The organism is Candidatus Baltobacteraceae bacterium (assembly GCA_036488875.1).
GTDB lineage: Bacteria > Vulcanimicrobiota > Vulcanimicrobiia > Vulcanimicrobiales > Vulcanimicrobiaceae > JAFAHZ01.
In genome coordinates, this window is record DASXGW010000015.1 from 1 (window position 1) to 22,621 (window position 22,621).

Annotated in this window: 30 protein-coding genes and 3 tRNA genes; 23 read left to right on the top strand and 10 right to left on the bottom strand. The window is 63.1% G+C overall.

Going from position 1 to position 22,621, the window contains the following annotated elements:
• Positions 1–112: 112 nt before the first annotated feature.
• Positions 113–769, bottom strand: a complete 657-nt coding sequence (locus VGG89_17490; protein ID HEY1978351.1) for a UdgX family uracil-DNA binding protein — start codon at positions 767–769, stop codon at positions 113–115.
• 70 nt (positions 770–839) lie between these two features.
• On the opposite strand from VGG89_17490, the gene VGG89_17495 reads away from it, so the two are divergent.
• The 12 genes from VGG89_17495 (at position 840) to rlmB (ending at position 11,786) form a co-directional block, all read left to right on the top strand.
• Positions 840–1,349: a hemerythrin domain-containing protein gene (locus VGG89_17495; protein HEY1978352.1), complete on the top strand. Its 510-nt coding sequence runs from the start codon at positions 840–842 to the stop codon at positions 1,347–1,349.
• A gap of 44 nt (positions 1,350–1,393) precedes the next feature.
• Entirely contained in the window at positions 1,394–2,986 is a 1,593-nt protein-coding gene (locus VGG89_17500) for a DAK2 domain-containing protein (GenBank protein ID HEY1978353.1), read from the top strand.
• Positions 2,979–4,007: a phosphate acyltransferase PlsX gene (gene plsX / locus VGG89_17505; protein ID HEY1978354.1), complete on the top strand. Its 1,029-nt coding sequence runs from the start codon at positions 2,979–2,981 to the stop codon at positions 4,005–4,007. The genes VGG89_17500 and plsX overlap by 8 nt, the downstream gene beginning before the upstream one ends.
• Positions 4,007–4,861 (top strand): DegV family protein, encoded by an 855-nt coding sequence (locus VGG89_17510; protein ID HEY1978355.1) that lies wholly within the window; start codon positions 4,007–4,009, stop codon positions 4,859–4,861. The genes plsX and VGG89_17510 overlap by 1 nt, the downstream gene beginning before the upstream one ends.
• On the top strand, positions 4,862–5,986 hold the full coding sequence (gene hemW / locus VGG89_17515; GenBank protein HEY1978356.1) for a radical SAM family heme chaperone HemW: 1,125 nt from the start codon (positions 4,862–4,864) through the stop codon (positions 5,984–5,986).
• A gap of 56 nt (positions 5,987–6,042) precedes the next feature.
• The gene (locus VGG89_17520; protein ID HEY1978357.1) at positions 6,043–7,083 is read left to right on the top strand and encodes a PIN domain-containing protein; all 1,041 of its coding nucleotides are present in this window, start codon (positions 6,043–6,045) and stop codon (positions 7,081–7,083) included.
• A complete protein-coding gene (ispD, locus tag VGG89_17525) occupies positions 7,080–7,781 on the top strand; it encodes a 2-C-methyl-D-erythritol 4-phosphate cytidylyltransferase (protein HEY1978358.1) in 702 nt (233 codons plus the stop codon). Before VGG89_17520 ends, ispD begins: the two co-directional genes overlap by 4 nt.
• Positions 7,778–8,254: a 2-C-methyl-D-erythritol 2,4-cyclodiphosphate synthase gene (gene ispF / locus VGG89_17530; protein ID HEY1978359.1), complete on the top strand. Its 477-nt coding sequence runs from the start codon at positions 7,778–7,780 to the stop codon at positions 8,252–8,254. The genes ispD and ispF overlap by 4 nt, the downstream gene beginning before the upstream one ends.
• The gene (locus VGG89_17535; GenBank protein ID HEY1978360.1) at positions 8,251–8,805 is read left to right on the top strand and encodes a hypothetical protein; all 555 of its coding nucleotides are present in this window, start codon (positions 8,251–8,253) and stop codon (positions 8,803–8,805) included. Before ispF ends, VGG89_17535 begins: the two co-directional genes overlap by 4 nt.
• 35 nt (positions 8,806–8,840) lie before the next feature.
• Positions 8,841–9,503 (top strand): serine O-acetyltransferase, encoded by a 663-nt coding sequence (gene cysE, locus VGG89_17540; GenBank protein HEY1978361.1) that lies wholly within the window; start codon positions 8,841–8,843, stop codon positions 9,501–9,503.
• Between the two features lie 70 nt (positions 9,504–9,573).
• The gene (gene cysS, locus VGG89_17545; GenBank protein HEY1978362.1) at positions 9,574–10,989 is read left to right on the top strand and encodes a cysteine--tRNA ligase; all 1,416 of its coding nucleotides are present in this window, start codon (positions 9,574–9,576) and stop codon (positions 10,987–10,989) included.
• Entirely contained in the window at positions 10,965–11,786 is an 822-nt protein-coding gene (gene rlmB, locus VGG89_17550; protein HEY1978363.1) for a 23S rRNA (guanosine(2251)-2'-O)-methyltransferase RlmB, read from the top strand. Before cysS ends, rlmB begins: the two co-directional genes overlap by 25 nt.
• Here rlmB and VGG89_17555 read toward each other — a convergent pair.
• On the bottom strand, positions 11,740–12,114 hold the full coding sequence (locus VGG89_17555) for an STAS domain-containing protein (GenBank protein ID HEY1978364.1): 375 nt from the start codon (positions 12,112–12,114) through the stop codon (positions 11,740–11,742). The genes rlmB and VGG89_17555 overlap by 47 nt on opposite strands.
• A gap of 100 nt (positions 12,115–12,214) precedes the next feature.
• Positions 12,215–12,586 (bottom strand): hypothetical protein, encoded by a 372-nt coding sequence (locus VGG89_17560; GenBank protein ID HEY1978365.1) that lies wholly within the window; start codon positions 12,584–12,586, stop codon positions 12,215–12,217.
• A 206-nt stretch (positions 12,587–12,792) separates the two neighbouring features.
• Between VGG89_17560 and sigH the strand changes: the two genes are divergently transcribed.
• Complete coding sequence (gene sigH / locus VGG89_17565) at positions 12,793–13,440, top strand: RNA polymerase sporulation sigma factor SigH (protein ID HEY1978366.1); 648 nt, start codon at positions 12,793–12,795, stop codon at positions 13,438–13,440.
• A 33-nt stretch (positions 13,441–13,473) separates the two neighbouring features.
• Here sigH and VGG89_17570 read toward each other — a convergent pair whose 3' ends face one another.
• From VGG89_17570 to VGG89_17590, 5 genes are all read right to left on the bottom strand, one after another.
• A complete protein-coding gene (locus VGG89_17570) occupies positions 13,474–13,713 on the bottom strand; it encodes a hypothetical protein (protein ID HEY1978367.1) in 240 nt (79 codons plus the stop codon).
• Positions 13,714–13,761: 48 nt separating this feature from the next.
• A complete protein-coding gene (locus VGG89_17575; protein ID HEY1978368.1) occupies positions 13,762–14,094 on the bottom strand; it encodes a hypothetical protein in 333 nt (110 codons plus the stop codon).
• Positions 14,081–14,389, bottom strand: coding sequence for a YciI family protein (locus VGG89_17580; GenBank protein HEY1978369.1), 309 nt, complete (start codon positions 14,387–14,389; stop codon positions 14,081–14,083). Before VGG89_17580 ends, VGG89_17575 begins: the two co-directional genes overlap by 14 nt.
• 25 nt (positions 14,390–14,414) lie before the next feature.
• Positions 14,415–14,496: transfer RNA gene (locus VGG89_17585), tRNA-Thr, on the bottom strand.
• Between the two features lie 2 nt (positions 14,497–14,498).
• Positions 14,499–15,101, bottom strand: a complete 603-nt coding sequence (locus tag VGG89_17590; GenBank protein HEY1978370.1) for an HNH endonuclease signature motif containing protein — start codon at positions 15,099–15,101, stop codon at positions 14,499–14,501.
• Here VGG89_17590 and VGG89_17595 point away from each other — a divergent pair.
• Genes VGG89_17595 through VGG89_17605 form a run of 3 tightly spaced genes read left to right on the top strand, consistent with a single transcriptional unit; the run spans position 15,100 to position 16,781 of the window.
• Entirely contained in the window at positions 15,100–15,780 is a 681-nt protein-coding gene (locus VGG89_17595; GenBank protein HEY1978371.1) for a DUF4097 family beta strand repeat-containing protein, read from the top strand. The two genes, VGG89_17590 and VGG89_17595, sit on opposite strands and share 2 nt — an antisense overlap.
• A gap of 60 nt (positions 15,781–15,840) precedes the next feature.
• Positions 15,841–16,317 (top strand): hypothetical protein, encoded by a 477-nt coding sequence (locus tag VGG89_17600; GenBank protein HEY1978372.1) that lies wholly within the window; start codon positions 15,841–15,843, stop codon positions 16,315–16,317.
• 11 nt (positions 16,318–16,328) lie between these two features.
• Complete coding sequence (locus VGG89_17605) at positions 16,329–16,781, top strand: GNAT family N-acetyltransferase (protein ID HEY1978373.1); 453 nt, start codon at positions 16,329–16,331, stop codon at positions 16,779–16,781.
• An 11-nt stretch (positions 16,782–16,792) separates the two neighbouring features.
• Here VGG89_17605 and VGG89_17610 read toward each other — a convergent pair whose 3' ends face one another.
• The gene (locus VGG89_17610) at positions 16,793–17,461 is read right to left on the bottom strand and encodes a hypothetical protein (GenBank protein ID HEY1978374.1); all 669 of its coding nucleotides are present in this window, start codon (positions 17,459–17,461) and stop codon (positions 16,793–16,795) included.
• Positions 17,462–17,547: 86 nt separating this feature from the next.
• Positions 17,548–18,750, bottom strand: coding sequence for a hypothetical protein (locus VGG89_17615; protein ID HEY1978375.1), 1,203 nt, complete (start codon positions 18,748–18,750; stop codon positions 17,548–17,550).
• A gap of 164 nt (positions 18,751–18,914) precedes the next feature.
• Between VGG89_17615 and VGG89_17620 the strand changes: the two genes are divergently transcribed.
• The 7 genes from VGG89_17620 to aac(6') all read left to right on the top strand — a co-directional run bounded on the left by VGG89_17620 (position 18,915) and on the right by aac(6') (position 22,481).
• Positions 18,915–18,999 (top strand) — tRNA-Tyr (locus VGG89_17620).
• A 9-nt stretch (positions 19,000–19,008) separates the two neighbouring features.
• Positions 19,009–19,082: transfer RNA gene (locus tag VGG89_17625), tRNA-Gly, on the top strand.
• Between the two features lie 74 nt (positions 19,083–19,156).
• Positions 19,157–19,369, top strand: a complete 213-nt coding sequence (locus VGG89_17630) for a YdeI/OmpD-associated family protein (GenBank protein HEY1978376.1) — start codon at positions 19,157–19,159, stop codon at positions 19,367–19,369.
• Entirely contained in the window at positions 19,366–20,952 is a 1,587-nt protein-coding gene (locus VGG89_17635; GenBank protein HEY1978377.1) for a hypothetical protein, read from the top strand. Before VGG89_17630 ends, VGG89_17635 begins: the two co-directional genes overlap by 4 nt.
• 40 nt (positions 20,953–20,992) lie before the next feature.
• Positions 20,993–21,460, top strand: a complete 468-nt coding sequence (locus VGG89_17640; protein HEY1978378.1) for a hypothetical protein — start codon at positions 20,993–20,995, stop codon at positions 21,458–21,460.
• 42 nt (positions 21,461–21,502) lie between these two features.
• The gene (locus VGG89_17645) at positions 21,503–22,030 is read left to right on the top strand and encodes a GNAT family N-acetyltransferase (GenBank protein ID HEY1978379.1); all 528 of its coding nucleotides are present in this window, start codon (positions 21,503–21,505) and stop codon (positions 22,028–22,030) included.
• Positions 22,020–22,481 (top strand): aminoglycoside 6'-N-acetyltransferase, encoded by a 462-nt coding sequence (aac(6'), locus tag VGG89_17650; protein HEY1978380.1) that lies wholly within the window; start codon positions 22,020–22,022, stop codon positions 22,479–22,481. Before VGG89_17645 ends, aac(6') begins: the two co-directional genes overlap by 11 nt.
• Positions 22,482–22,621 lie beyond the last annotated feature (140 nt).

The window sequence follows — 22,621 nt, forward strand, 5'->3', positions numbered from 1 at the left end:
ACGGCCGCAGAAATGGCGCTCTATGCCTCAAAAGGGACACAAACCGCAAACTGACCATCCCTGGAAAGGCGACGTCCTGCCCCACACCTGGGGGGCCGTTTCTGACGTGCGCTCAGGGGACCTCACCGCGTTGCGCTAACAGCGACTCCAGCGCCTCGGCAACGACGCGCAGATCCTCCTCGAACTTCGCCAGCTCGCGGTGCCTCGTGGCCGAGTCCGGGGCTCGGAGGATCGACGAGGGGTGAACGGTCGCGATCACAGCGGCGGCCGGCACCAGACCCTCCAGAACGCGGCCTCGGTTGGGCGTGAGCCGGAACTTCGGGCCGAGCAGCGCCTGGGCGGCCGTGGCCCCCAGGGCCACCACGATCGCCGGCTTGACGACCGCGATCTCGGCCTGCAGCCACGGCTCGCAGGCGCGGATCTCGATCGTTCGCGGCTTGCTATGAATCCGGCGCTTTCCGCGGGTCACGAACTTGAAATGCTTGACGGCGTTGGTGACGTACGCATCCTCGATCGCGATGCCGGCGCGTTCCATCGCGTCGCGCAGCACCCGACCGGCCGGCCCGACGAACGGGTGACCGGTACGATCCTCGCTGTCGCCGGGCTGCTCGCCGACGAACATAACGCGTGCCCGCTTGGGGCCCTCGCCGAAAACCGTTTGCGTCGCGTGCTTGTAGAGATCGCATCCGCGACACTGCGCCGCGTCTTCGCGCAAGGCGCGTAGCGAAAGTCGTTTCGGGAGGTACTGCGCCGCAGTCCGGGCTTTCATGCGCAAGACCGTACCCAGGTCGTCGCTTTTGGGTAAACGAGTTTTTGCTTGAGGAAGGAGCTACAAAACGATGGATGCGATCGCATTGCTTAAACGCGACCACACCGAAGTAAAAGAGATGTTCACGCAGGTCGAAGAGCTAAGTGAGCGTGCCACCGCTACGCGCGCTAAGCTCTGCGAGAAGATCGTCCAGGCTCTGGACCTGCACACGAAGATCGAGGAGAACGTTTTCTACCCTGCGTTCCGGGCGCGGGCCGAGGATGAAGAAGAGCGCGAGAAGATCCTCGAAGCGTTCGAAGAGCACAACGTCGCCAAGATGCTCATCGGCGAGCTGCAGAATCTGGATCCGGCCGACGAAACGTTCCAGCCGAAACTCATGGTGCTGATCGAATCGGTTCGCCACCACATCAAAGAAGAGGAGGGCCAGCTCTTCAAAATGGCGCGCGACCTCTTCGACAAGGACGAGCTCAACGCGCTCGGCGAGGAGCTCGAAACGGCGAAAGCGGCGGGAGGCGAGGCGCCCGCAAAAGCCGGCACCCGCACCGGCGAGATCGAGAGCCGCCGGCCGGCCCGGCGCTGAACTGCGGCTCAGGACCCTAAGAGCACAGCCGCGAAGCCGTCGGCGTGGACGTTATCGCGCTCGACGGCCGCGGCTATGCCAAGTTCTTAGCCGCCGGCACGTACTTCCTGCGGAAGTACCGCCAGGTCCTCAACGATCTCAACGTCTTCCCGGTGCCTGACGGCGACACCGGGACGAACATGTATTTGACCGTGCGATCGGCGATGCTCGAAGCCGCGAAGCTGCACGGCGAGCCGATCTCCGAAGTCGCGGCTCGAGCGGCCGAAGGCAGCCTGATGGGCGCACGCGGTAACTCCGGCGTAATCATTTCGCAAATGCTGCGCGGTTTCGCGCATCACGTGCGGCATCGCGCCGAGATCGACACGTTCGTGCTCGCAACCGGCATGCGCGAAGCGTCGGCCGCCGCGCGACAGGCCCTGATGCGGCCGGTCGAGGGCACGATTATCTCGGTCGCCGACGCCGCTGCCGACGCCGCGTATCATCTGGCGCTCAAGGAGCCCGACTTCTACCGTTTCGTCACCGGCGTGCTGCGCGCGGCCAACGATGCGCTCGACCGAACGCCCGACCAGCTTCCGGTACTAAAGGAAGCCGGAGTCGTCGACTCGGGCGGCGCCGGATTCGTCTACTTCCTCGAGGGAATTTTGAGTTTTCTTCCCGACGTCAAGGTTCGCGCGACGGCTTTTCCTCGCCGCCCCGTACGGCAGAACGTTTTCACGCAGCATCAAGTCGTCGGCGAAAATAAATTTTGTACCGAGTTCGTCCTCGAGCAGGCGTCGATAAGCGTCCACGACCTGCGCCATCTGCTCGAGCCGCGCGGCGAGTCGCTGCTCGTGATCGGCGCGGAGCCGACGATCAAAGTGCACCTGCATACCGATAGCCCCGAAAAAGTCAAGGAGATTGCCGGTAAGCACGGCGTGCTCACGCGCGTCAAAGTCGACAATATGGAGCAGCAGCACAACGTGCTCGTCGTCGACAAACCGGAGCGCGCGTATTCGATCGCTGCGATCGTGCCCGGCGACGGCTTCGACCGCATCGTCAAAGAACTCGGCGTCGAAGTCGTGGTATCGGGGGCGAAGAACCCGAGCGTTCGCGATCTGCTTTTGGCCGTCAACAAGTGCCTCAGCGACGTGGTCTATCTGTTCGTCAACGACAAGAACGTTGCGCTCGCGGCAGCCGAAGTCACCAAGCTCACCGATAAGCACGTGCACGTCGTTGCGAGCAAAGACATTGTCGGCGGTATCGCGGGTCTATTTGCGTTCCGCATCGTGGCCGGCGGCGCCGCGCCGAGCGACGAAGCGATCGCTTCGGCGGTCGCGGGCGCGCGCGGCGCGCAGGTCTTCATCGCCGGTAAGGATGCGACGCTGGACGGCGTCAGCGTCGGCCGCGGGAAGCCGGCCGCCGTGGTAGCAAACCGCTTGGTTGGCGGCGATAGCCTTGCCGGCGTCTCCCGGGGCGCATTGGAAGCGATGGGCGCGGCCGGCGGCGGCTTGATTACGGTCTACTACGGGGGCGCGCAGAAGGAACGGGACGCTCAGCGGATGAGCGAAGAGCTCCAAGCGGCATTTCCGGACGCCGACGTCGAATACTATTACGGCGGTATGAAAAACGCGGAGTTTTGGCTGTCGTTAGATGGGTAGCACGAGCAACGGAAGGCCGCGCATAGCGGTCGACGCAATGGGGGGCGATCACGCGCCCGAAGAAATCGTGGCTGGGGCGCTCCTGGCGGCGGCCGAATCGGATGCGACCGTTACGCTCGTCGGCGACGAAACAGCGGTTCGCAAGCTGTTAAAGGGCCCGGCGGCCGAACGAATCACGGTCGTTCACGCACCCGAAGCCGTTCCGATGGATCTCGCGCCGTCGGCAGCACTGCGCTCTTCGGAGCGCACGTCGCTAGGTGTCGCGGTCGGACTCATCAAGAAAGGCGAGGCCGACGCGGTCGTCTCGGCCGGAAACAGCGGCGCATTCTTGGCGATTGCGTTCGTCCGGCTGCGCACGATCGAAGGGATCTCGCGCCCGGCAATTGCGACCATCTGGCCCGCCCTCAACGGTCCCACCGTGATGCTCGATTCCGGCGCGAACGTCGACTGCCGTCCCGAGTGGCTCGTGCAGTTCGGCGTCATGGGCTCCGCATACGCCAAGGCCGTGCTCGATATTCCCGAGCCGCGCGTCGGGTTGCTGTCGAACGGCGAGGAGCGCACGAAAGGCAATCAACAGGTTCTCGAAGCGGCAAAGCTGCTCGAGGCCGCGCCCGTGAAGTTCATCGGCAACGTCGAGGGTCGCGACATGTTTCACAATGCCGCCGACGTCGTTGTCGCCGACGGATTCGTCGGCAACGTGGTGCTCAAGACGGCAGAAGGGTTAATCTCCGCTTTCGGCGGTGTGATGCGCGACACGCTTCTCGGCGGCAACATTTTGACGAAGTTCGGCGCGGTCATGCTCTCGCCGGCGTTGCGCAAGCTGCGCAGCAACTACGACTGGGAAACCTACGGCGGCGCGCCGCTGCTGGGCTTGCGCGGAAACTGCATCTACACGCACGGACGCGCGAGCCGCAGCGCGATCAAGCACGCAATCCTGGCGGCGGTTAAAGAAGTCGATCGCGACGTCGTGGGCAAGATCAGCGAGCTGATCGCGCCGCACGTCACTACCCCGGTACCCTAATGGCTACCGCGATCGTCACCGATTCCACGTCGGACATCGAACCCGCCAGGGCCGCGGAGCTCGGCATCACCGTCGTGCCGCTGTTCGTGCTATTCGGCGAGCGCGGATACAAAGATTACGTCGAGCTGTCGCGCAGCGAGTTTTATCACAAGCTGCAAAACGAATCCGTCCTGCCGATTACCTCGCAGCCGACCGCGGCAATGTACGAAGAAGCCTTTAAACCGCTGGCGGAAGCCGGCGACGACATTCTCTGCATCGCGATATCGTCGCACCTGTCCGGTACGATGAACGCGGCGCGTGCCGGCGCCGAGCGCTTTCCCAACGCGCGAATCACCATCTACGACTCGGAAAGCGTTGCCGGCGGTTTGGGCATGATGGTCCTGCGCGCGCGCGAGCTCGCGACCGGGGGCGCGAGCGTGCCGGACATCGTCGCCGAGCTCGACCGGTGGCGCGCGACGCAGCGGCTGTATGCGTGCATTCCCGACCTCTCGCATCTGCAGCGCACCGGTCGCATCGGCAAGGCGCGCGCCGTGTTAGGTACGCTGATGAAAATCGTGCCGGTGCTGGCCCTCAAAGACGGCCAAGTCGGTGCCGAGGCGCAAGTGCGAACGTTTGCGCGCGCGCAAGACACGATGCTCGATTTGCTCGTGGCTGCCGCGCCCGATCCGGCGTCCGCGCGGTTCCTCGTCGTGCACACGAACGCGCCGCACCTCGCCGCCGCGGCGATGGGCAAGCTGCGCGACCGGTTGAACGGAGCCGTGCCGAAGATGCTGGAGATTTGGGAAGCCGGACCGGTAATCGCAACGCACGCCGGCGCCGGTGCGGTGGGCGCATGCGTCGCGCAGGGAGCGTAGTTGCTCGGCGTTTACGTTCATTTGCCGTTTTGTCCGTATCTGTGCCCGTACTGCGATTTTGCGAAATGGCCGCTGCGCGCGAGCGCTGCCAAGCAATATCTCGCGGCACTGTACGCCGAACTGCAATCGTCGCCGCGCGAAGCCGCCGCCACGCTTTTTCTCGGCGGAGGAACGCCCAACGCGTACGACGCGGAAACCCTCGCCGAGCTCGTTACTCGTCTGCGCAGCCATTACGCGATGCCCGACGGTGCCGAGGTCAGCATCGAGATCAATCCCGAGCTCGTACGCGACGGCGACTTTACGCGGTACCGCGAGGCGGGGATTACGCGCGTTTCCATCGGCGTGCAATCGTTTGTTCCCGCTGAGATCGCAGTGCTGGGACGCAAGCACGCACCCGACGACATTGTGAAGGTCGTGACGACGGCGCGAAACGCCGGCATCGCGTCGATGTCCCTCGATCTCATCTTCGCCGTACCCGGTCAAACGCCGCAGTCGTGGCGCGCGTCGCTCGATCGAGCTATCGCGCTCGACGTCGATCACATTTCGACCTACGGGCTGACGGTCGAAGCCAATACGCCGTACGCGGCATGGCAGCTGCGCGAACCGGCCGCGTTTCTCGATGACGGCCGTGAAGCCGAACTGTACGCGATCGCGCTTGAGGCGCTTCACGCGGCCGGATACGAGCAGTACGAAATCAGCAACTTCGCGCGCAGTGGGCACCGCTGCGCACATAACGCCCATTACTGGGCCAACGGCGAGTATGTGGGCTTAGGGGTCGGTGCCGCGTCGTATCGCGCCGGCCTACGCTCCGTGCACACACGCTCCTTGGAGCGCTACGAGACCGCGGCGCTGGCCGGCGAGGAGATCCCCTCCGAAGGCGAGCGGCTGGATGCCCTGCACCGAGCCGGCGAGGCGATTATGCTCGCTCTGCGCACCACGCAAGGGGTCCGGCTGAGGGAGTTCAAAGAGCGATACGGCGTCGATGTCGTCGAGCACTACGCACCCGTGCTCGCGCGCTACTCCGAGGTGGGGCTGCTCGAACGAACCGGCGATTCTATGCGGCTGACCGAGCGTGGGCGGTTCGTCGCCAACGACGTTTGCGGGGCCTTCGTAACATTCGATTAACCGGAAGTAATCTCTCAGCGACGGTCCTTCGCGCCGCGTTTATCGTGGTCTTCGGCGTGACGGGCTTCTTGCTCGGTCGCGAGGCGTACTACAATCTGTTCTCGCTGCACTTCGCAAGCGAAGGTTTGCAGTACACGTTTCTCATTCTTTCGCCGGTTCTCGGGGCGATCATCGGCGCGCTGCTGGCGCCGCTCGCGCAGTCGCTCTTCGAAGGCGAGCTCGAGCTGGTCGAGCGCGCCATGGAACGGCTGTCGCCGGCGGAAATTGCCGGTGGGGCGGTCGGCCTTATCGTCGGTTTGGTGATCGCCTACCTCATCAAGAGCATCGCGTTCGAGTTCGTCTCCGGCGGCGGCAAAGCGGGAACGTACGTCGCGATCGTCGTGTATCTCATCGTCGCGGTTTTTGCCGCATACCTGGGCGCGCGCGTTGGCGCAAAGACGCGGATCGTTCCGGTCGCGCGTTCGGCCGCCGGCTCGTCGTCGGTTCCCAAGCTCGTCGATACGTCGGCCATCGTCGACGGGCGTATCGTCGAGGTCGTCGAGAGCGGCTTCTTGGATGGCAGCCTGGTCGTGCCGCGTTTCGTGCTGCGCGAGCTCCAGGCGATCTCCGATTCCACCGATCCGCTCAAGCGTACGCGCGGGCGGCGCGGTTTCGACGTGCTGTCAAAGCTGCAAGAGCTGTCGTCATTCGAGATTTCCGAGCGCGACTTCGCCGACATGGCGCCGGGCAACGTCGACGCGCGCCTGGTGCGCCTCGCGCAAGAGCTCGGCGCGAAGCTGATCACCACCGATTACAACCTCAATCGCGTCGCGCACGTCGAAGGCGTGGCGGTGCTCAATCTCAACGAGCTCGCCAATGCCGTCAAACCGGTCGTTTTGCCGGGCGAAGAGCTGCGCATCGCCGTCGTGCGCGAAGGCAAAGAGATGCATCAAGGCGTCGGCTACCTCGAAGACGGCACGATGATCGTGGTCGAGCACGGACGCCGGCTGATCGGCGAAGAGAGCGACGTCGTCGTTACGAGCGTGCTGCAAACCGCTGCGGGACGCATGATCTTCGCACGGCTCAAGCGCGACAATCCCGCGGAGGCGCGGCATTGACGGCAGCCGCATCCTGGGCGGCAGTAATCGTCGCGGCCGGTCGCGGCACGCGCTTCGGACGCCCGAAACAGTTTCTCGAGCTGGCCGGATTGCCCATGGTCGGATGGTCGATTCGCACGTTTGCGGGAATGCCCGAGATCGACGAGGTCGTTATCGCCACCGAGATCGACTGGATCGAGCGCATGCGCGAGTTGAGCGCGAGCGTGGCACCGCATCGAACCGTCACGGTCGTTGCCGGCGGCTCGTCGCGTCAAGCCAGCGTCTTTGCGGGCGTGCGCGCGGTTTCCGAGCGCTGTGACGCGGCGTTCGTGCACGACGGCGCGCGTCCGCTCGTGCGCGAAGACGACGTGCGAGCCGGCATGGCCGAAGTTCGCGCAGGCCGCGCCGCGCTGCTCGCCGCTCCGGTCGTCGACACGATCAAAGTCGTCGATGCCGCGACGCGCGCGGTGCGCGAAACGCTGGACCGCTCGCAGTTGTGGGCGGCGCAGACGCCGCAGTTCGCGTTGCGCTCCGATCTGTTGCGCGCGCACGAGCGCGCGCTCGCCGACGGTATCGATGCGACCGACGACGCCGCACTGCTCGAACGGATCGGCGTCGAAGTCGCCGTCGTTGCGTCGACCACCGAAAACTTCAAAGTCACCCTGCCCGAGGACGTCGCGCGCGCGGAAGCTTTTCTACGAGAGCGTATCGCGGGATGAGGATCGGCCACGGCTTCGACGCGCATACGTTGGTGGAAGGCCGCAAGCTCATCTTGGGGGGCGTCGCGGTTCCGTTCGAGCGCGGCGCGTTGGGACACTCCGATGCCGACGTGTTGGCGCACGCGATTGCCGATGCGATTCTCGGTGCTGCGGCCCTGGGCGATTTGGGCGGCCGTTTCCCCGATACCGACGCGCGCTGGAAGGATGCCGATTCGATGCAGCTTCTGGCGCAATGTGCCGACGACGTCAGGGACGCGGGCTTTCGCGTGATCAACGTCGACGCCACCATTGTCGTCGACCGCCCGAAACTCGCTCCGTTCGTGGCGGCGATGCGGCAGAGCGTCGCGGCGCGACTGCGCGTCGACGTCAATGCCGTCAGCGTCAAAGCCAAGACCAGCGAGGGAATGGGTTATACCGGCGACGGCAGCGGTATCGCCGTCTATGCCGTCGCGCTGCTCGACGAAGCGAAGTGACCCGCGACGAGCTGGCGGAAGCGATGCAGCGCTGGGGCGTGCTCGAGGATCCCGCGCCTCCGGCGGCGTTGCGCTGGATCGACACGTTCTTGGATGCGTACGGCGCGGAAGTTCGCGACGTCGACGACGCCAAGCCCTTCGTCGCCGCCCTTCGCATGGAATCGTGCATCATTCCGGCGCTGGAACTCGAGCGTCTACGCTCGCGCGACGTCTTGTATTTTCTGGACACGATCGGCCAATACGTCGATCATCAAGCGGAGCTGCGCGGTCTACCGCTGGAGCACGACGTGCCGGTCATGGCAGCGGAGTTCGGAATCGCGGCCGACGACGCGTTTGCGGCACTGCGCATGGCGCTCACCGGCGAGAAAGCGGGACCGCCGCTGGAACTGCTCTTCCCGCTGCTGGGTCACGATCGCATTCTCATCCGGATCGGTGCCGTCAACTCACGGCTGCTTCACGGGCGCGGCCTCGACCCGATCAAGTTCGGTCCCGGGGGGGAGCCGTTCGAGCCCATCAAGGGGAAAAAACCTGGCGTTGACGAGACGGGTTAGACTACTACAGTATGGGGAGTCCCCTAGAAACCTTGATGGCCGATCTCCGAGCGCCGCTGGAACGCGATCCGGCGGCGCGCGGCTGGCTCGACGTCGTCCTGTCGTATCCCGGCTTTCACGCGATAGCGGCGCATCGTTTCACCCATCCGCTATATCGCGCGGGCATACCGCTGTTGCCGCGCTTCTTATCGCAGGTCGTGCGCTTCTTTACCGGCGTGGAGATTCACCCGGGCGCGAAGATTGGTAAAGGCGTGTTCATCGATCACGGCATGGGCGTCGTCATCGGCGAGACCGCCGAAGTCGGGGACGGCAGCACGATCTACCAGGGTGTGACCTTGGGCGGCACGAGCTTGGCGCACGGTAAGCGGCATCCGACACTGGGGCGCAACGTCACGGTCGGCGTGAACGCCGCCGTCCTCGGCGCAATCACGTTAGGCGATAACGTCAAGGTCGGCGGTGGCTCCGTCGTGGTGAAAGACGTGCCGGCCAACGCGACCGTCGTCGGCGTACCCGCACGAATCGTCGCACAGGATGGCCGGCCGATTCGCGTGGTTCCCGATCGCCCGCAAGTCGAAATGCCCGATCCGAACGCCGACGCGATTGGCCGCCTTCTGCAGACCGTGACCGCGCTCGAGCAGCGCGTTGCCGAACTGGAGCAAGGCGACGCGCAAGAAGAAGCCTGGAGCTGGGTAATCTGATCCTTCGACTTGGCTTCGCTACGCTCAGGACTGCGCGCCTTCGGCGCTTGGCGATAAGGTAATTGGAATTGTGAGGCTCTACAACACTAGGACACGGCAGGTTGAGGAGTTCGTACCGCTGCGGGATGGCGAGGTCGGCATCTACGTCTGCGGCATGACGCCGTCGGCGCAAGCGCATCTGGGGCACGCGCGGTCTTTTCTGTTCTTCGACGTGCTGCGCCGTTACCTGACGCACAAGGGCTATACGGTGAGGTACGTCCAGAACGTTACCGACATCGACGACCGGAGTATTCGCGAGGGCCAAGCGACGGGTCAGGATTATCACGCCGTCATCGACCGCTACTATGGAGAGTTCAAGGCGTCGATGCGCAAGCTCGGCGTGCTCGAGTACGACGACGAACCGTACGCAACGCGCTACATCGAGCCGATTCAGACGATGATCCGTGAGCTGATCGATCGAGGTCACGCCTATGCCACCGGCGACGGCATCTACTATCGCGTTTCGACCTTCCCCAGGTACGGCAAGCTCGCCAACCGCAACATCGACGAGCTCGAGGCCGGTGCGCGCATCGAGGTGGACGAGCAGAAAGAAGATCCGCTGGACTTCGCGCTCTGGAAGTTCGCCAAGCCGGGCGAGCCGAAGTGGCCGTTCCCGCCGTTTGGCGAGGGCCGGCCGGGGTGGCATATCGAGTGCTCGGCGATGTCGCGCGGACTGCTCGATCCGCAGGGCGTCGGGTTCGACATCCACGGCGGCGGCGCCGATCTCATCTTCCCGCATCACGAAAACGAGATTGCCCAAAGCGAGCCGTTGATGGATCGGCCGCCGATGGCAAACGTCTGGGTGCACGGCGGGCTGCTGCTGTTCGAAAACCGCAAGATGTCCAAATCGCTGGGAAACTTCGAGCCGCTTTCGCAGTTGCTGGAGCGCCACGATCCGCAAGCGATCCGGCTGCTCTTTCTTCAAACCGGTTATCGCAAGGTGATGAACTTCACCGAAGGGTCGATTGCAGCGGCGGCCGTCACGTTGCGTCAACTCAAGCGAAAGTATCGAGCGCTCACTGCGGGCGAGCGCGCCGGTGTCGCCGACGCGGCGCTGCTGGCGAAGATCGAAGCAGCGCTCGACGACGACATGAACACCGCCGTCGCGCTCGCCGAGTTGTTGGGCGACAAAACTGCGTCGCTGGAGACGTTTACCCGTGCGATCGCGCTGCTTGGACTCGAACCGAACCCGTCGTGGCTCGAAGAGCCCAAAGCGGAGTTGCCGGCAGATTTCGTCGAGCGCGTTAGCGCCGCCGTTGCAGACGTGTCGTTCAACGGCGCGACGCCGCAAGAGGCGCTCGATCGCGTGATAGAACTGCGTACGCAGGCGCGCGCACGCAAGGAATGGGCGGAATCCGATCGCCTGCGCGACGCGCTGCTGGCGTGCGGCGTCGAGCTCAAGGACTCTAAAGAAGGAACGGCGTGGACCGTCGCCGGCCTCCCGTAAGCCGCGCGGGGGGACCCGGCAGCCGCCGCGAACGTGCTCGCGCTCGTTTTGATTTTGACGACGTCGTGTACGGCATTCACGCGATCGAGGAATCGCTGGCCGCCGGCGAGCGTCTGCGCACGATCCACGTTGCGGCCGACCGTAAGAAAGACGCCATCTTACGCCAACTGCTCGGGCGCGCGAAGGAGCTCAACGTTCCGGTGCGTTTCGAGGATCGCGGGTTCTTCGCCGAGCTGCCCTTCAAGGCGCATCAAGGCGTCGTGGCCGTCGGCGAGCCGTTTGCGTATCGAACGCTGCACGACGTGCTCGGCGCGCCGCGGCGTGACGGGTCGTCGCGCTTGTTCGTCGTTTTGGATCACCTCACGGACCCGCACAACGTCGGCGCCATCGTGCGCACGGCCGAGGCCGCCGGTGCCGACGCGCTCGTGCTGCCCGAGCGCCGCTCGGCCGGGATGAACGCCACCGTCCGCAAAGCGGCCGCCGGCGCGGCGGCGCACTTGCCGATCGCTCGCGTCGCCAACGTCGCCGACGCGATTCGCGTGATGAAGAAGAGCGGTATATGGATCGCCGGCGCCGATGCCGGAGACGGTGCGGTCGCGATGGCGCAAGCCGACATGAAAGTCGACTTGGCGCTGGTCGTCGGGGCCGAAGGCAGCGGCTTAGCGCCGCTGGTAAAACGCGAGTGCGATTATCTCGTGCGCATTCCCATGCACGGTAAGGTGTCGTCGCTCAACGCGTCGGTAGCGTTTGCTATTCTTGCGTACGAAGCGCTTCGTCAACGCTCTCGCACGCGTTGAACTGCTCCGCGAGTCCGGTGATCTCGAAGATTCGATGAACCGAACCGCTCTTTGGAACCACGACGTGCAGCCGATCGTTGATCAGCTTGTGCGTCGTTGCGAGCACGCGCAGACCGCTCGAATCCATGTACGTACATGCCGAGAGCTCCACGACCACTTCCCGATCGCCCTGGGTTAGCTGCCCAAGAGCCGCTTCAAACTCACCGGCATTGGCCAAGTCCACTTCACCCAAAACGTGAAGGATCTCGGTAGCGGGTTTCTCTTCGCGAATAAACGCGGCCAAGGGCGGCTCTTTATGGGAGAGTTTTTGCTCGTCTAACATCTTCATAATAATATCGCAGCTAAACGTTGGCGTTACAACCGTGATGCAGGCCGTGTTTTAAACCGGCTATGGCCTGGTTACCCGGTGAGGGTATCGCGTTGTGATATTAGTTGTCGCGGCCGGCAAAATTGCGCGCGGCTGCCATGAGCGGTCCTTGGATTTCCTCGAGCGGCTGGCTGCGCAGAAGCATTGTGGGCGACCTGTCATCCAGCCCGGGATTCGTACCTTGGAACCAGGCCCGGATCATGGTGGCGTCTTCTTTGATGGCGATCATCCGCGCGAGTTGGAGGGCGAAGCGCAAAACGTGGGGACGCTGCGGTTTACGGCCGTTTAGCCACTGCATGACGGCCCGCGTCTCGTTGACGCCCGCGATCGCGGCTACGACCGTTGGGCCCAGAATGTCGATGAGCTCCTGGACCACTTGCTTGAGCGGTACAGAAATCGCATGGTTATGCGAATCGACGTCGTTCAGAACCATGCCCCGGTATTCCCTGCACAGGGCGTTTCACACCTTCAATCCCCCAATGGAGTGCCTAGGCTTTCCCAGGTTCGCGAGCTTAGGCTCCGCCCGCTAGATTCGTCCTTGACGCGGGAGGGGCGCCCTCCTATAATCGCATGGATGTGCCGCGCCCGATGGGCCACGGCCTGCGCATGCGGCACACGGACCCAGAAGGCAGACGACAAATGGCAATGACCCATCCCATTTCGGATGGTGTGGAATATCACGAACGGGCCGACGAAGAGCTCGTCGCCATCGCGAAAACCGGCGATAATCTCGCGATGGAGTTCCTCCTCAACAAGTACAAGAACTTCGTACGCATCAAGGCCAAGAGCTACTTTTTGATCGGCGCGGACCGCGAGGACATCATCCAGGAAGGTATGATCGGCCTCTACAAAGCCGTGCGCGACTTCAAGGCGGACAAACTGTCGAGCTTCCGGGCGTTTGCCGAGCTCTGCATCACCCGGCAGATCATCACGGCGATCAAGACCGCGACCCGTCAGAAGCACATTCCGCTCAACCAGTACATCTCGCTGAACAAGCCGATTTACGACGAAGACAGCGAGCGGACGCTGCTCGACGTTATGGCGTCGCAAAAGACGTCGGATCCCGAAGAGCTGGTCGTGACGCAGGAAGTCTCCGACGACATCCGCCAGCGCATCCGGCAGAATCTGTCGGAGCTGGAGTCGCAGGTGCTCGAATCGTACCTGGAAGGCAAGAGCTACCAGGAGATGGCCCGCGATCTGGGCCGTCACGTGAAATCGATCGACAACGCGCTCCAGCGCGTGAAGCGCAAGATCGAGAAGAATCTCGCCGAGTTCGAGTTTCAGTAGATCCGAAGGGAACGCAATACTACAGGAGGCCGGCTAAATGCCGGCCTCCTTTTTCTCGCTCGGGGGAACCTCCATAGCCCCTTCCACTATGGAGCGTTTCACGATCAAGTACCCTCGCCGGTGCAAGATGATCTCGAGGACCTCGAGGACCAGCTGCCAGAAGTTCTTGTTTTCGGCCAGCTCGGGAATGAGCATCCGAAGGTACGGCCGTACTGCCGCCTCGTCTTGGAAATCGCAAGCCAGCTCTTCAATCTGTTTGGAAAGCAGCATCATTACTTTTTTACCGCAAGGCGCTCACATTAAACGTGGCTGGGAAAGGTTTTACTCGCGCGTAACCATCTCGACGGCGGCCCGATAGACCGCGTCGCGGTCGGCGACGGGGTCGACGACGAAGACCTGCGTCTCGCCGTTTTGCGGCTCGATGCACACCGTCACCCGGCCGCGGGCGCAGACGTCCATGCAACTCGTGCTGACCGCGCGGATCGGTCCCCAGTAGCCTTCCTCCTTGAGCTTGGCCTTGAGCCAGTCGCGTAAGTGGAAGTCGCCGATCTGGGCGGCAACGTCGGGGTCTTCCTCGGGGATACGCTCTTTGAAGCAACGCTCGCAAACCAGCACGAGCCCCTTGCCAAGCCATTTCGGTTTAACGGGGTGCACCAAAACCTCCGAGCAGAACCGTCCAGGGCTCGACCGTGACGAGTCGCAGCATGCCGTTGGCCCAGGGGTCGGTTGCAAGCCGCGAGCGCACGGCGTCATCGTTGGGCGCGTCCACGACGTGCATGATGCGCGGCGCGCTGTCCTCGTTGCCCAGCGGGCCGCCGGCGAGGATGAATCGGTCGTCCGCGAGCTTATCCATGAACGCGGCGTGCTCGTCCCACTGCTGCTGCCGGCGCATCGGCTGCGACCAATTCCACGCACCGCCGCGCTCGACGGTTACTACAAAATATGGCATATAAGGTTCTTTTGAAAGGGTGGTGAGCCGACGGCCGGATTCGAACCGGCGGTGTCTTTCGAACGTGATTACAAATCACGCGCCTTCAACCACTCAGCCACGTCGGCGCTCAGAGATCTAAGACGATTTGTAGGTCGGCCTCGGTTTCAACGGGTCCGAGCCGCCTCCTGGAATGTTTCTCTAGTCGCGAACCTTTCTCACCCGCTAGAGCGATCGGGTTCTCGCGTCCTCCTAGGCGCTTGGCTCGACCACGCCCTCGGTTCAAGGCGCGATACGTTGGGGTCAGGGCGTGACAGTTAGGGCAGAGGAGAATAAGGTTGTCGAGTTTTGTGTTTTGCCAGTTCCCGTCGATGTGCTCGACTTCGAGCGGCCTTAACCCTGTGGTTGGATGCACCTCGTTCCAGCCACATCTTGCGCAGCGATCCCCGTAATATTCCCGAAGAAAACGCTTGACGAACGTTTGTCCACCGGTAGGTGGATAGAGTCCGCGGCGTAAAAGGTCGACGCGCATTTTGTATTCAAACTGGAACTGACAACGCAACGAACAATACTTAGTCGCACCTTGTTTGACCTCACCGCCGCAGAGGTTCCTACACCACCCACGAAACTTCTTTTTATTCATACGCGTATCATAGATGTCAGATGTGCCAACTGGGTGGCATTTTAGTTCGAAACAATCCAGGAAATTTGCTCGTATATAGTAACGAAACATGATGATGCGTTGGCTGGCTCTCGTATCGTTCACGATCGCGCTAACGACGTGCAGCGGAACGCAATTTCGTGAGACCGTCCATAAGTCGATATCGACGGGCGCCGCTCCAGTGGTGCATATCGATAACAGCGTCGGCGAAATCCGCGTCACCGGTTCGCCGAGCCACAGCATCGACATCGAGGCCGTCAAAAGCGGGATGAGCGAAGAGGCCGTCCGCAACATCGACATCGACGTGCGGTCGCAAGACAACACGGTCACGATTGCCACCAAGTATCGCAACTTCGGCAGCGGCGGCGTACGCTACACGATCTCGGTGCCGGCCGGCGCGTCGCTGGACATCAACAACACCACGGGCGCGGTCCGTATCGACGGCGTCGACGGCGACGTGACGGCCGCCACGCAAACGGGTGAGGTCGACGCCACGGTCGGCCGCGTCGCCGGGCGGCGTTCCATCGATCTGACGGCGACCACCGGCGCCTTGAGGCTGGCAATCGATCCGCACAGCGACGCTCGCGTCGAGGCCTCGACGACCGTCGGCGCGGTCAGCAGCGACTTCGATTCGGTCGGATCCGCACGCCGGAACGTCGTGGGAGCGAGCGCGTCGGGGACGATCGGCAGCGGCAGCGCTTCGATTCGCCTTACCACGACCACGGGCGCCATCGCGCTGCGCCGCAGCTAGTAAATGCCGCGACCCGCGTAGAAGCTCCAGAATCTCTGCGTCTCGTCAAAGGAGCGTTCTATGCGTCGTTGTCGCACCGCGTTTTTCGCCGCGCTGTTGCTTGCCGTTCCGGCAGCGGCTTTTGCCGCAGCCCCTTCGGGCGGCATGCAGTTGCCGCCCCAGCCAAAGGTACGCCCGGCCGGAATGCCCGCGGATGCCGTGATGGTTTCACCGTGCGTCGCGTCGATGGGCGAGCACTGGATCGATATGAAGAACGCACCCCTTGGGCCAATTTACGGCACGTATAAGGGCAAGGTGGTCTTCACCGAGATCATGCCGACGCTTAAGCAGCTGCAGCAAGGCTTTAGCTATGCCAACATTCGCGCGCTGCCTGGTTACACGATCAATCACATCGACGTTGCATTCGAACCGAAGGGTCACGAGGGCCTGATGGTGCCCCACTACGACATCCACGCGTATTATATTACGCGTGCCGAGCAGATGAAGATCTGCCCGAAGGGCATCCCCGATCCGGCGATGCCGCCGATGAATTATTAGGCGGTAGTCGCGTGCGTCTCGAGATTGCCCGAGCGACGATCGACGATCTCGAGGCGCTGCTGCCGCTCGTTACCGCGTACCGCGTCTTCTACGAGCGCGACCCCGAGGCGCAGCGCGAGCGCGCCTTCGTCGAGCGCAATCTAAATGACGGCCGTTCCACCATCTTTCTTGCGCGCGAAACGGAGCGCGATTCCATCGTCGGCTTCGTGCAGCTCTTTCAAACGTACAGCACCGTGTGGCTCGGACCGCAGCTCATTCTGGAGGACCTCTTCGTTGCGCCCGAAGCGCGCGGCGGCGGCGCGGCGACGAAGCTGCTCGAACGCGCCGAGGCCTACGCGCGCGAGATCGGCGCCGTGGGCATGTTCTTAGAGACCGCAATGGACAACGAGACCGCGCAGCGCGTGTACGAACGCGCCGGCTGGACCCGCGAAAACCGCTTTTACAAGTACAACGCGAAGCTCTGATTTAGCAGGGGCTACTTCATCAACAGCTGCGGGAAAAATAGAAATACCGCGCCCAAAAGCGCGATGAACGTGCCGCTCAGGACTTCGCCGTAACGCTCGATCGGGCCCAAATCGATGTCGCGGATCGCTCGCAGCGAGGCCAGCGTGACGGCGACGTACGTCCCGATCGTGCAGAATGCAAAGACTACGGCCATGACGATCAGGAGGCCAAAACCAAAACGGCTAGCCGAGAAGAATGCCGGAATCCCTTCGATCATCGGTGACGAGCCGAGAATCAAAAGGAGGGCCGTCCGCGACGACGCTTGATGTTGATGCTCGTGCACGGCGGCGAGCGCAAGACTTCCGTCGACCTCGTGCCAGTCGTGAGAGTCGTGTTCGTGCCAATGCCGGTGCTGCGTTCCATCGCGGTGGCGGTGAAGGTGCGCATGGCTGAAGCGCGCGTGGTCCGTTCCGCCGCGTGTCCGTAACTCTCGTACGCTGCCGACTGTCAGCCAAGATCCAAACCCGAACAGTGCAAGACTCGAGATCGTATCCACGAGCTGGCCATAGTGAACCGCGACCGCGAGACCAGCGAGCCAGACCACAAGAGCGATCGCGAGCGTTGAAACGGTGTGTCCCGTCCCGGCGATTGCCGCCGCACGAGCCGCGCGCAGCGGCGACCATCCCTGTTGTCGTGCCAACACGGTTCTCGGAGCCCAATGATCGGGAACCAAGGTGTGTAAGACGCCCACCGCCGCGACGGCGAGGATTAGGAGACCAGCAGCCGTTATTGAACGACGATCCAGTCGACGATCTTGTACTGGGCGCCCGTACTGGTGATCGTGAGCGACCCGTTGCCGAACGTACTAACGTGGAACGTCGCAATCGAAGTGCGCCCGTTCTTGACCTGGCCCGAGACGTAGGCGCGATTGCCTTGGCCCTGTCCGTGATACGTGCGTACACTGAGCGTATCGCCGTTGGGAAGCATGGCGCGCGCCACGTTCACGGTGTAGATGCGCCCGCGGTGTAAGGTCACCTTGATCGGAATCGAATAGGTTCCAAGCGCTGTGCCGCCGGCCAGCGTGAAGTCCGGCGTGGCAATCGGACACGACAGATTCTGCGTTGCCGTCTCGATGGACAGCGAGCCGATTACTCCGGAGAACGCTGTACCCGACGGCGTTGCCGACAGCGTGACGAACGTGCTGGGATCACCGGCGCGCGAGCCGCCAGAAAGCACGCCTCCTTGCCAGCCGAACGTGGAATCGAGCGAAACTATTCCGGATGGATCGTATCCGGCCGAATCGCTGCAGAAGGTGCCCGAGGTGCGGCTTCCCGGCATCACGACCAACTCGGCATCGGTTGCAAGCACCGTCGATTTGTTGGCGACGACTTGCGCGGCGGTCACGTTAGCGAAGCCTTCCGCAATGTCGGGCAAGCCGTACGCGCCGATGGTGGCATTGGAGTATGCCGACGTGGAGGTCGCCAACGCAAACGGCGTCGAGCGTCCTGGCGCGTACAGCGACGTGGCGTGGTGCACCGTTTCGCTGTGCGTGCCGGTCGACGTGTACGTGCGCACGTCGTCGACCGCAAGCCGCGCACATCCGGGTTCGTAGTAAACCAGTTCCTCAGTAGAGTTCGCGTCGCCGTTACGGGCGGGGGCGAACAGTTCGATACCGTCGCGGCACGAACGCAGGCGCGGCGCGCGGTGGAGCGCGTCGGGCGTCAGCCCGGTCCAGGCGTCGTCGGCGCTGACGAGCGCGAGTTGCCGAATGCGTCCACCAAAAGCGTTGGCCGCCGCAATACCGGTCGCCGCGTTCTGCGAGCCGGTGCGGCGCGCCAGGAGCGCGTCGGCCGTATCGCCGATCGTCTGGGTTGCGTCGTCGGTCGTTCCCGGTAACGATCCGTTACTTCCGGACATGCCGCTACAAGCGGTCATGGCCAGCGAGAAGGTCAGGGCCGAGACAACGAGACCGATCGGGGGACGTGCCATGCTGACGTACTCCGAAGTTGGTAAGCGAGGGGACTCTCTGCCTTAGATACTAGGCCAGGCGACAATGGTGTCACATGAGAGCAAAATGAGAGCCTGATTAGGGAGGCCTCCCTCTGACCCGAGGACTCTGGCGGGGTAGCATCGTACCCAGGTCTGCCCCCTATGGGTAGGTGGTCGAGTGGTTAAAGGCACCGGACTGTAAATTCGGCGCGCGAAAGCGCTACGCTGGTTCGAATCCAGCCCTGCCCAATTTCTCTCGCGGGCGTTGCATAGTGGTAATGCCCTTGCCTTCCAAGCAAGAGTCGCGGGTTCGATTCCCGCCGCCCGCTCCAGGATTTTTCCGCGGTGATGCACTGTTTGAATGTCAGTGACTAAAAAAGAAACCGCCGCTGGCGCAATGCATGGAATGCCGGCGGATTTTCGCAAGGCGATCGAGTCCGACCCAGCAGCGAAGAAGCTATGGGCCGCCATCACGCCGCTGGCGCGCAATGAATGGATCTGCTGGGTGACGTCGGCCAAGAAAGAAGAAACCAGGAGCCGCCGGATAACCGTCGGCCTCGACAAAATGCGCAAGGGTATGCGCCGGCCTTGCTGCTGGCCGGGTTGTCCGCATCGTTGAAAATGCGTCCGGTTCCCCTTCGTCTCGTCTCCGGTCTTCTGGGCCTTGGCATTGGCATTGTACTTTCCGCTTGCGGCGGCGGCGTTTCGACGCTGCCGCCCGCGCCTTCGGCGCTCCGCCTTTCGACGCCCGGCGTTGTAGCGCGCGTCATCTCGGCGCGGGGAGCCGTGTACGATAGCAGTTCCACCGGATGCATCGTCTCGTACGACGGCGTGATTTGGTACGAGGTGCCGTCCGGAACGTTTCCGCCGATTGCCGTGAAGACGGCGAAATGCGGCGCATCCGATTTGAGTTCGCACGCATCGCCGCCGCGACCCACGTGGTCCGTACCGCACGGCAAAACCCAAACGAGATTCATTGCGACCTCCTTGACGTCGCTAAAAGGAACGCCCCCGGCCGGTCAACAGAGCATCGAAACGGCGGCACACGCCGCCGGCGTTCCGGTTTCGTGGCTCGTGTACAACGCACAGTACCTCGACGACATCGCTTCGTATAACGACTACCACCGCACCAACGGCGACGATATCGAGGCAAACGCCAACAAAGGCCTGTTCCAAGAGATGCGCCGCGACTGGTTTCCGTGGTTCGTTCCGACGGTCAGCGTCGAAGGGGTCAGTCGAGAGCGGAACATTTCCGGTTTGATGGCTTTGGGTTTGCACGCGTTTTGGGGGATCGCTTGGAACAGTCACGGCGTCGACGGTACGTACGATTACGGCGCTCCATGGGGCAGCTATTGCGCCGATCCAACTTCCTATAAGCGTCCCGATCCAAACGGTTCGTGTCCGCTGCTGGCGTTCGAATGGACGGCGCGCGACTTGACGCGCGCGTACCTGAGCGGGCACGAAGAGTATTTCTCGACCGATCCCGACGACTTGCAGCAGCGCGCCCGGTTTTCGGCGGCCGGCGCGCAAACCTATATCCGCGCGATCGCCGATAGTTACGCGGCTGCCGGTGAAACGCAGCCGATCGTGATGATGTCGCAACAAGAGAGCGGAATGAATACCGCTCCGGGTGACGCGGCGATCCTCGCGGCGCTCTACGATCAGGCCGCAACGGACGGCATGGTCGCGGAGAGTTTCGTACAAGCCGTGCCGGACGCCGCGGCGTTTTCGGCGGCGCCACGAGCGGTGCCGTTTCCGTTCATCCCGGGCGGGTTCAACGTGCCTTCCCCGATTCTCAACGGCGGCACGCTCTATCCGGCCACAATCGACTACCACGACGATAAAGTCGGGATGACGTTTCTAGCGGGCCACACGTTGCCGACACGCATGTTCCGGTATGCCGTCGATCGCGTCTCTCGCTTTAACGTGCCGTTCCCGACGGTGCCCGCATCACTCTACCCAAAACTGGAAAAAGCCGTCGTAAGCGGCGGCAACTTAGTGCTGCAGTTCCAGGCGCCGGTCGCACTGCGTGTGGGCATCGCGCTGTGGTCGGATCCGCGCAAGCTTGGTATCACGCAAAGCGGCGCGATCGCTGCGGGGCGAGCGGGCGAAGTCGTCGTCTTCAATCTGAAAAAGGGACCGAATCGGGTGCGCATCGGTTGCCCCGGATGCAACGGCACGACGCTTGCCTATTCGCTGTGAGAGTCTAAGGACAGCCCGTAGTTTTGGGAATCAGCACTCCATGAATGCAGCAGAAGGAGTACGGCGCGGGTTGATTGCCGGCGCTGCCGGCGTCACGGCACTCGACGCAATCACTTATCTCGATATGTTGGTTCGCGGGCGACCGGCCAGCGAAGTGCCGGGTCGCACGGTCAACGAGCTTGCGAAGAAGATCGGCATCGATCGGCTCGATGCCGACGATGAGAAGACGACCAATCGCCGTTCGGCGACCGGTGCGCTCGTTGGTTACGCCGACGGCGTCCTCAGCGGCGTCGCATACGGAGCATTGCGCTCGGCCGTGCGGATTCCGTGGCCGGTCGGAGCCGCGCTGCTGGCGGGCCTAACGTTACTCGTCGGTGAGGGAAGCGCCGTGCGTGCCGGTGTGGTCGATTGGTCGACGTGGAACGCGCAAGATTGGATCGCCGATTTGGTTCCGCGGCTCGCGTACGGCGGCGTCACCGCGCTGACCGTCGAAGCCCTTGACGCGTAAGAGAACGAGGAGTGTGCATCGCGATCTGACAAGCAAGCGCGTATGCAGGCTCCGGTCATAGAAACCGCGCGGCTCGTGCTGCGACCGCATCGGCTCGACGATTTCGAGGCATTGGCCGCGATGTGGCGCGAGCCGGCAATCGTGCGCTACATCAGCGGTAAGCCGTCGACGAGCGAACAGAGCTTCACGCGGCTGCTGCGCTACGCCGGTCATTGGTCGCTGCTCGGCTTCGGGTATTGGGTGATCGAGGATCGGCAAAGCGGCGCGTACGCGGGCGAAACGGGATTTGCCGATTACCACCGCGAGATCGAGCCGTCGCTCGATGGGATGCCGGAGCTGGGCTGGATGGTCGCGCCGCGCTGGCAAGGCAACGGCTATGCGACCGAGGCCGTGCAGGCGTGCGTATCGTGGGGCGCACAAAACTTCTCGGCCGGAACGAAGCTTGCGTGCATTATCACGCCCGATAACCTTGCATCGGTGCGCGTTGCCGAGAAGAGCGGCTTTTCGCTTCAGCTGCAAACGACGTACATGGGCGACGGCGTCGGCTTGTACACGCGCGATGCCGTTTAGCATCGAGGCGCTGGCGAGCGCGGATTTCGAGGCTTGGGTCGCGTTGCAGAAGCAGCTGTGGCCGCAGCAAACGCTCGACGAGCTTCGCCACGACGCGCGGGCGCTGCTGACGCGCGGAAAAATGGCGGCCGTGTTCGTCGCAAAGGCCGACGGCGAGGTTGTTGGATTCGCGGAGGCAACACTGCGCGTCGATTTCGTCAACGGCACGAGCACGTCGCCCGTGACGTTCCTCGAGGGGCTCTACGTGGCTCCGGCGTGGCGGCACAAAGGCGTCGCGCGGGCGCTTTGCGACGCGGTCGAACGATGGGGAGCGCGCAACGGCTGCACCGAGTTTGCGTCGGACGCGTTGGTCGAGAACGAGTCGGGCCGAGCTGTGCACGCCGCGCTTGGGTTTGCGGAGATCGAGAGCGTCGTATATTTCGTCAAGCCGATCGAGGTCGATGCAACGTAAGAGCGGCGGTCCGCGCTCGTGTTACAAGAATAACGGTGCGCCCAAAAGCGCGTTCGAAACGAAGAAGGAAGCCGAGCGCGCAATCCCGCGAACGAGCAAAGGTCTTAAGCCATACCACTGCGACAAACACGGCTGGCATC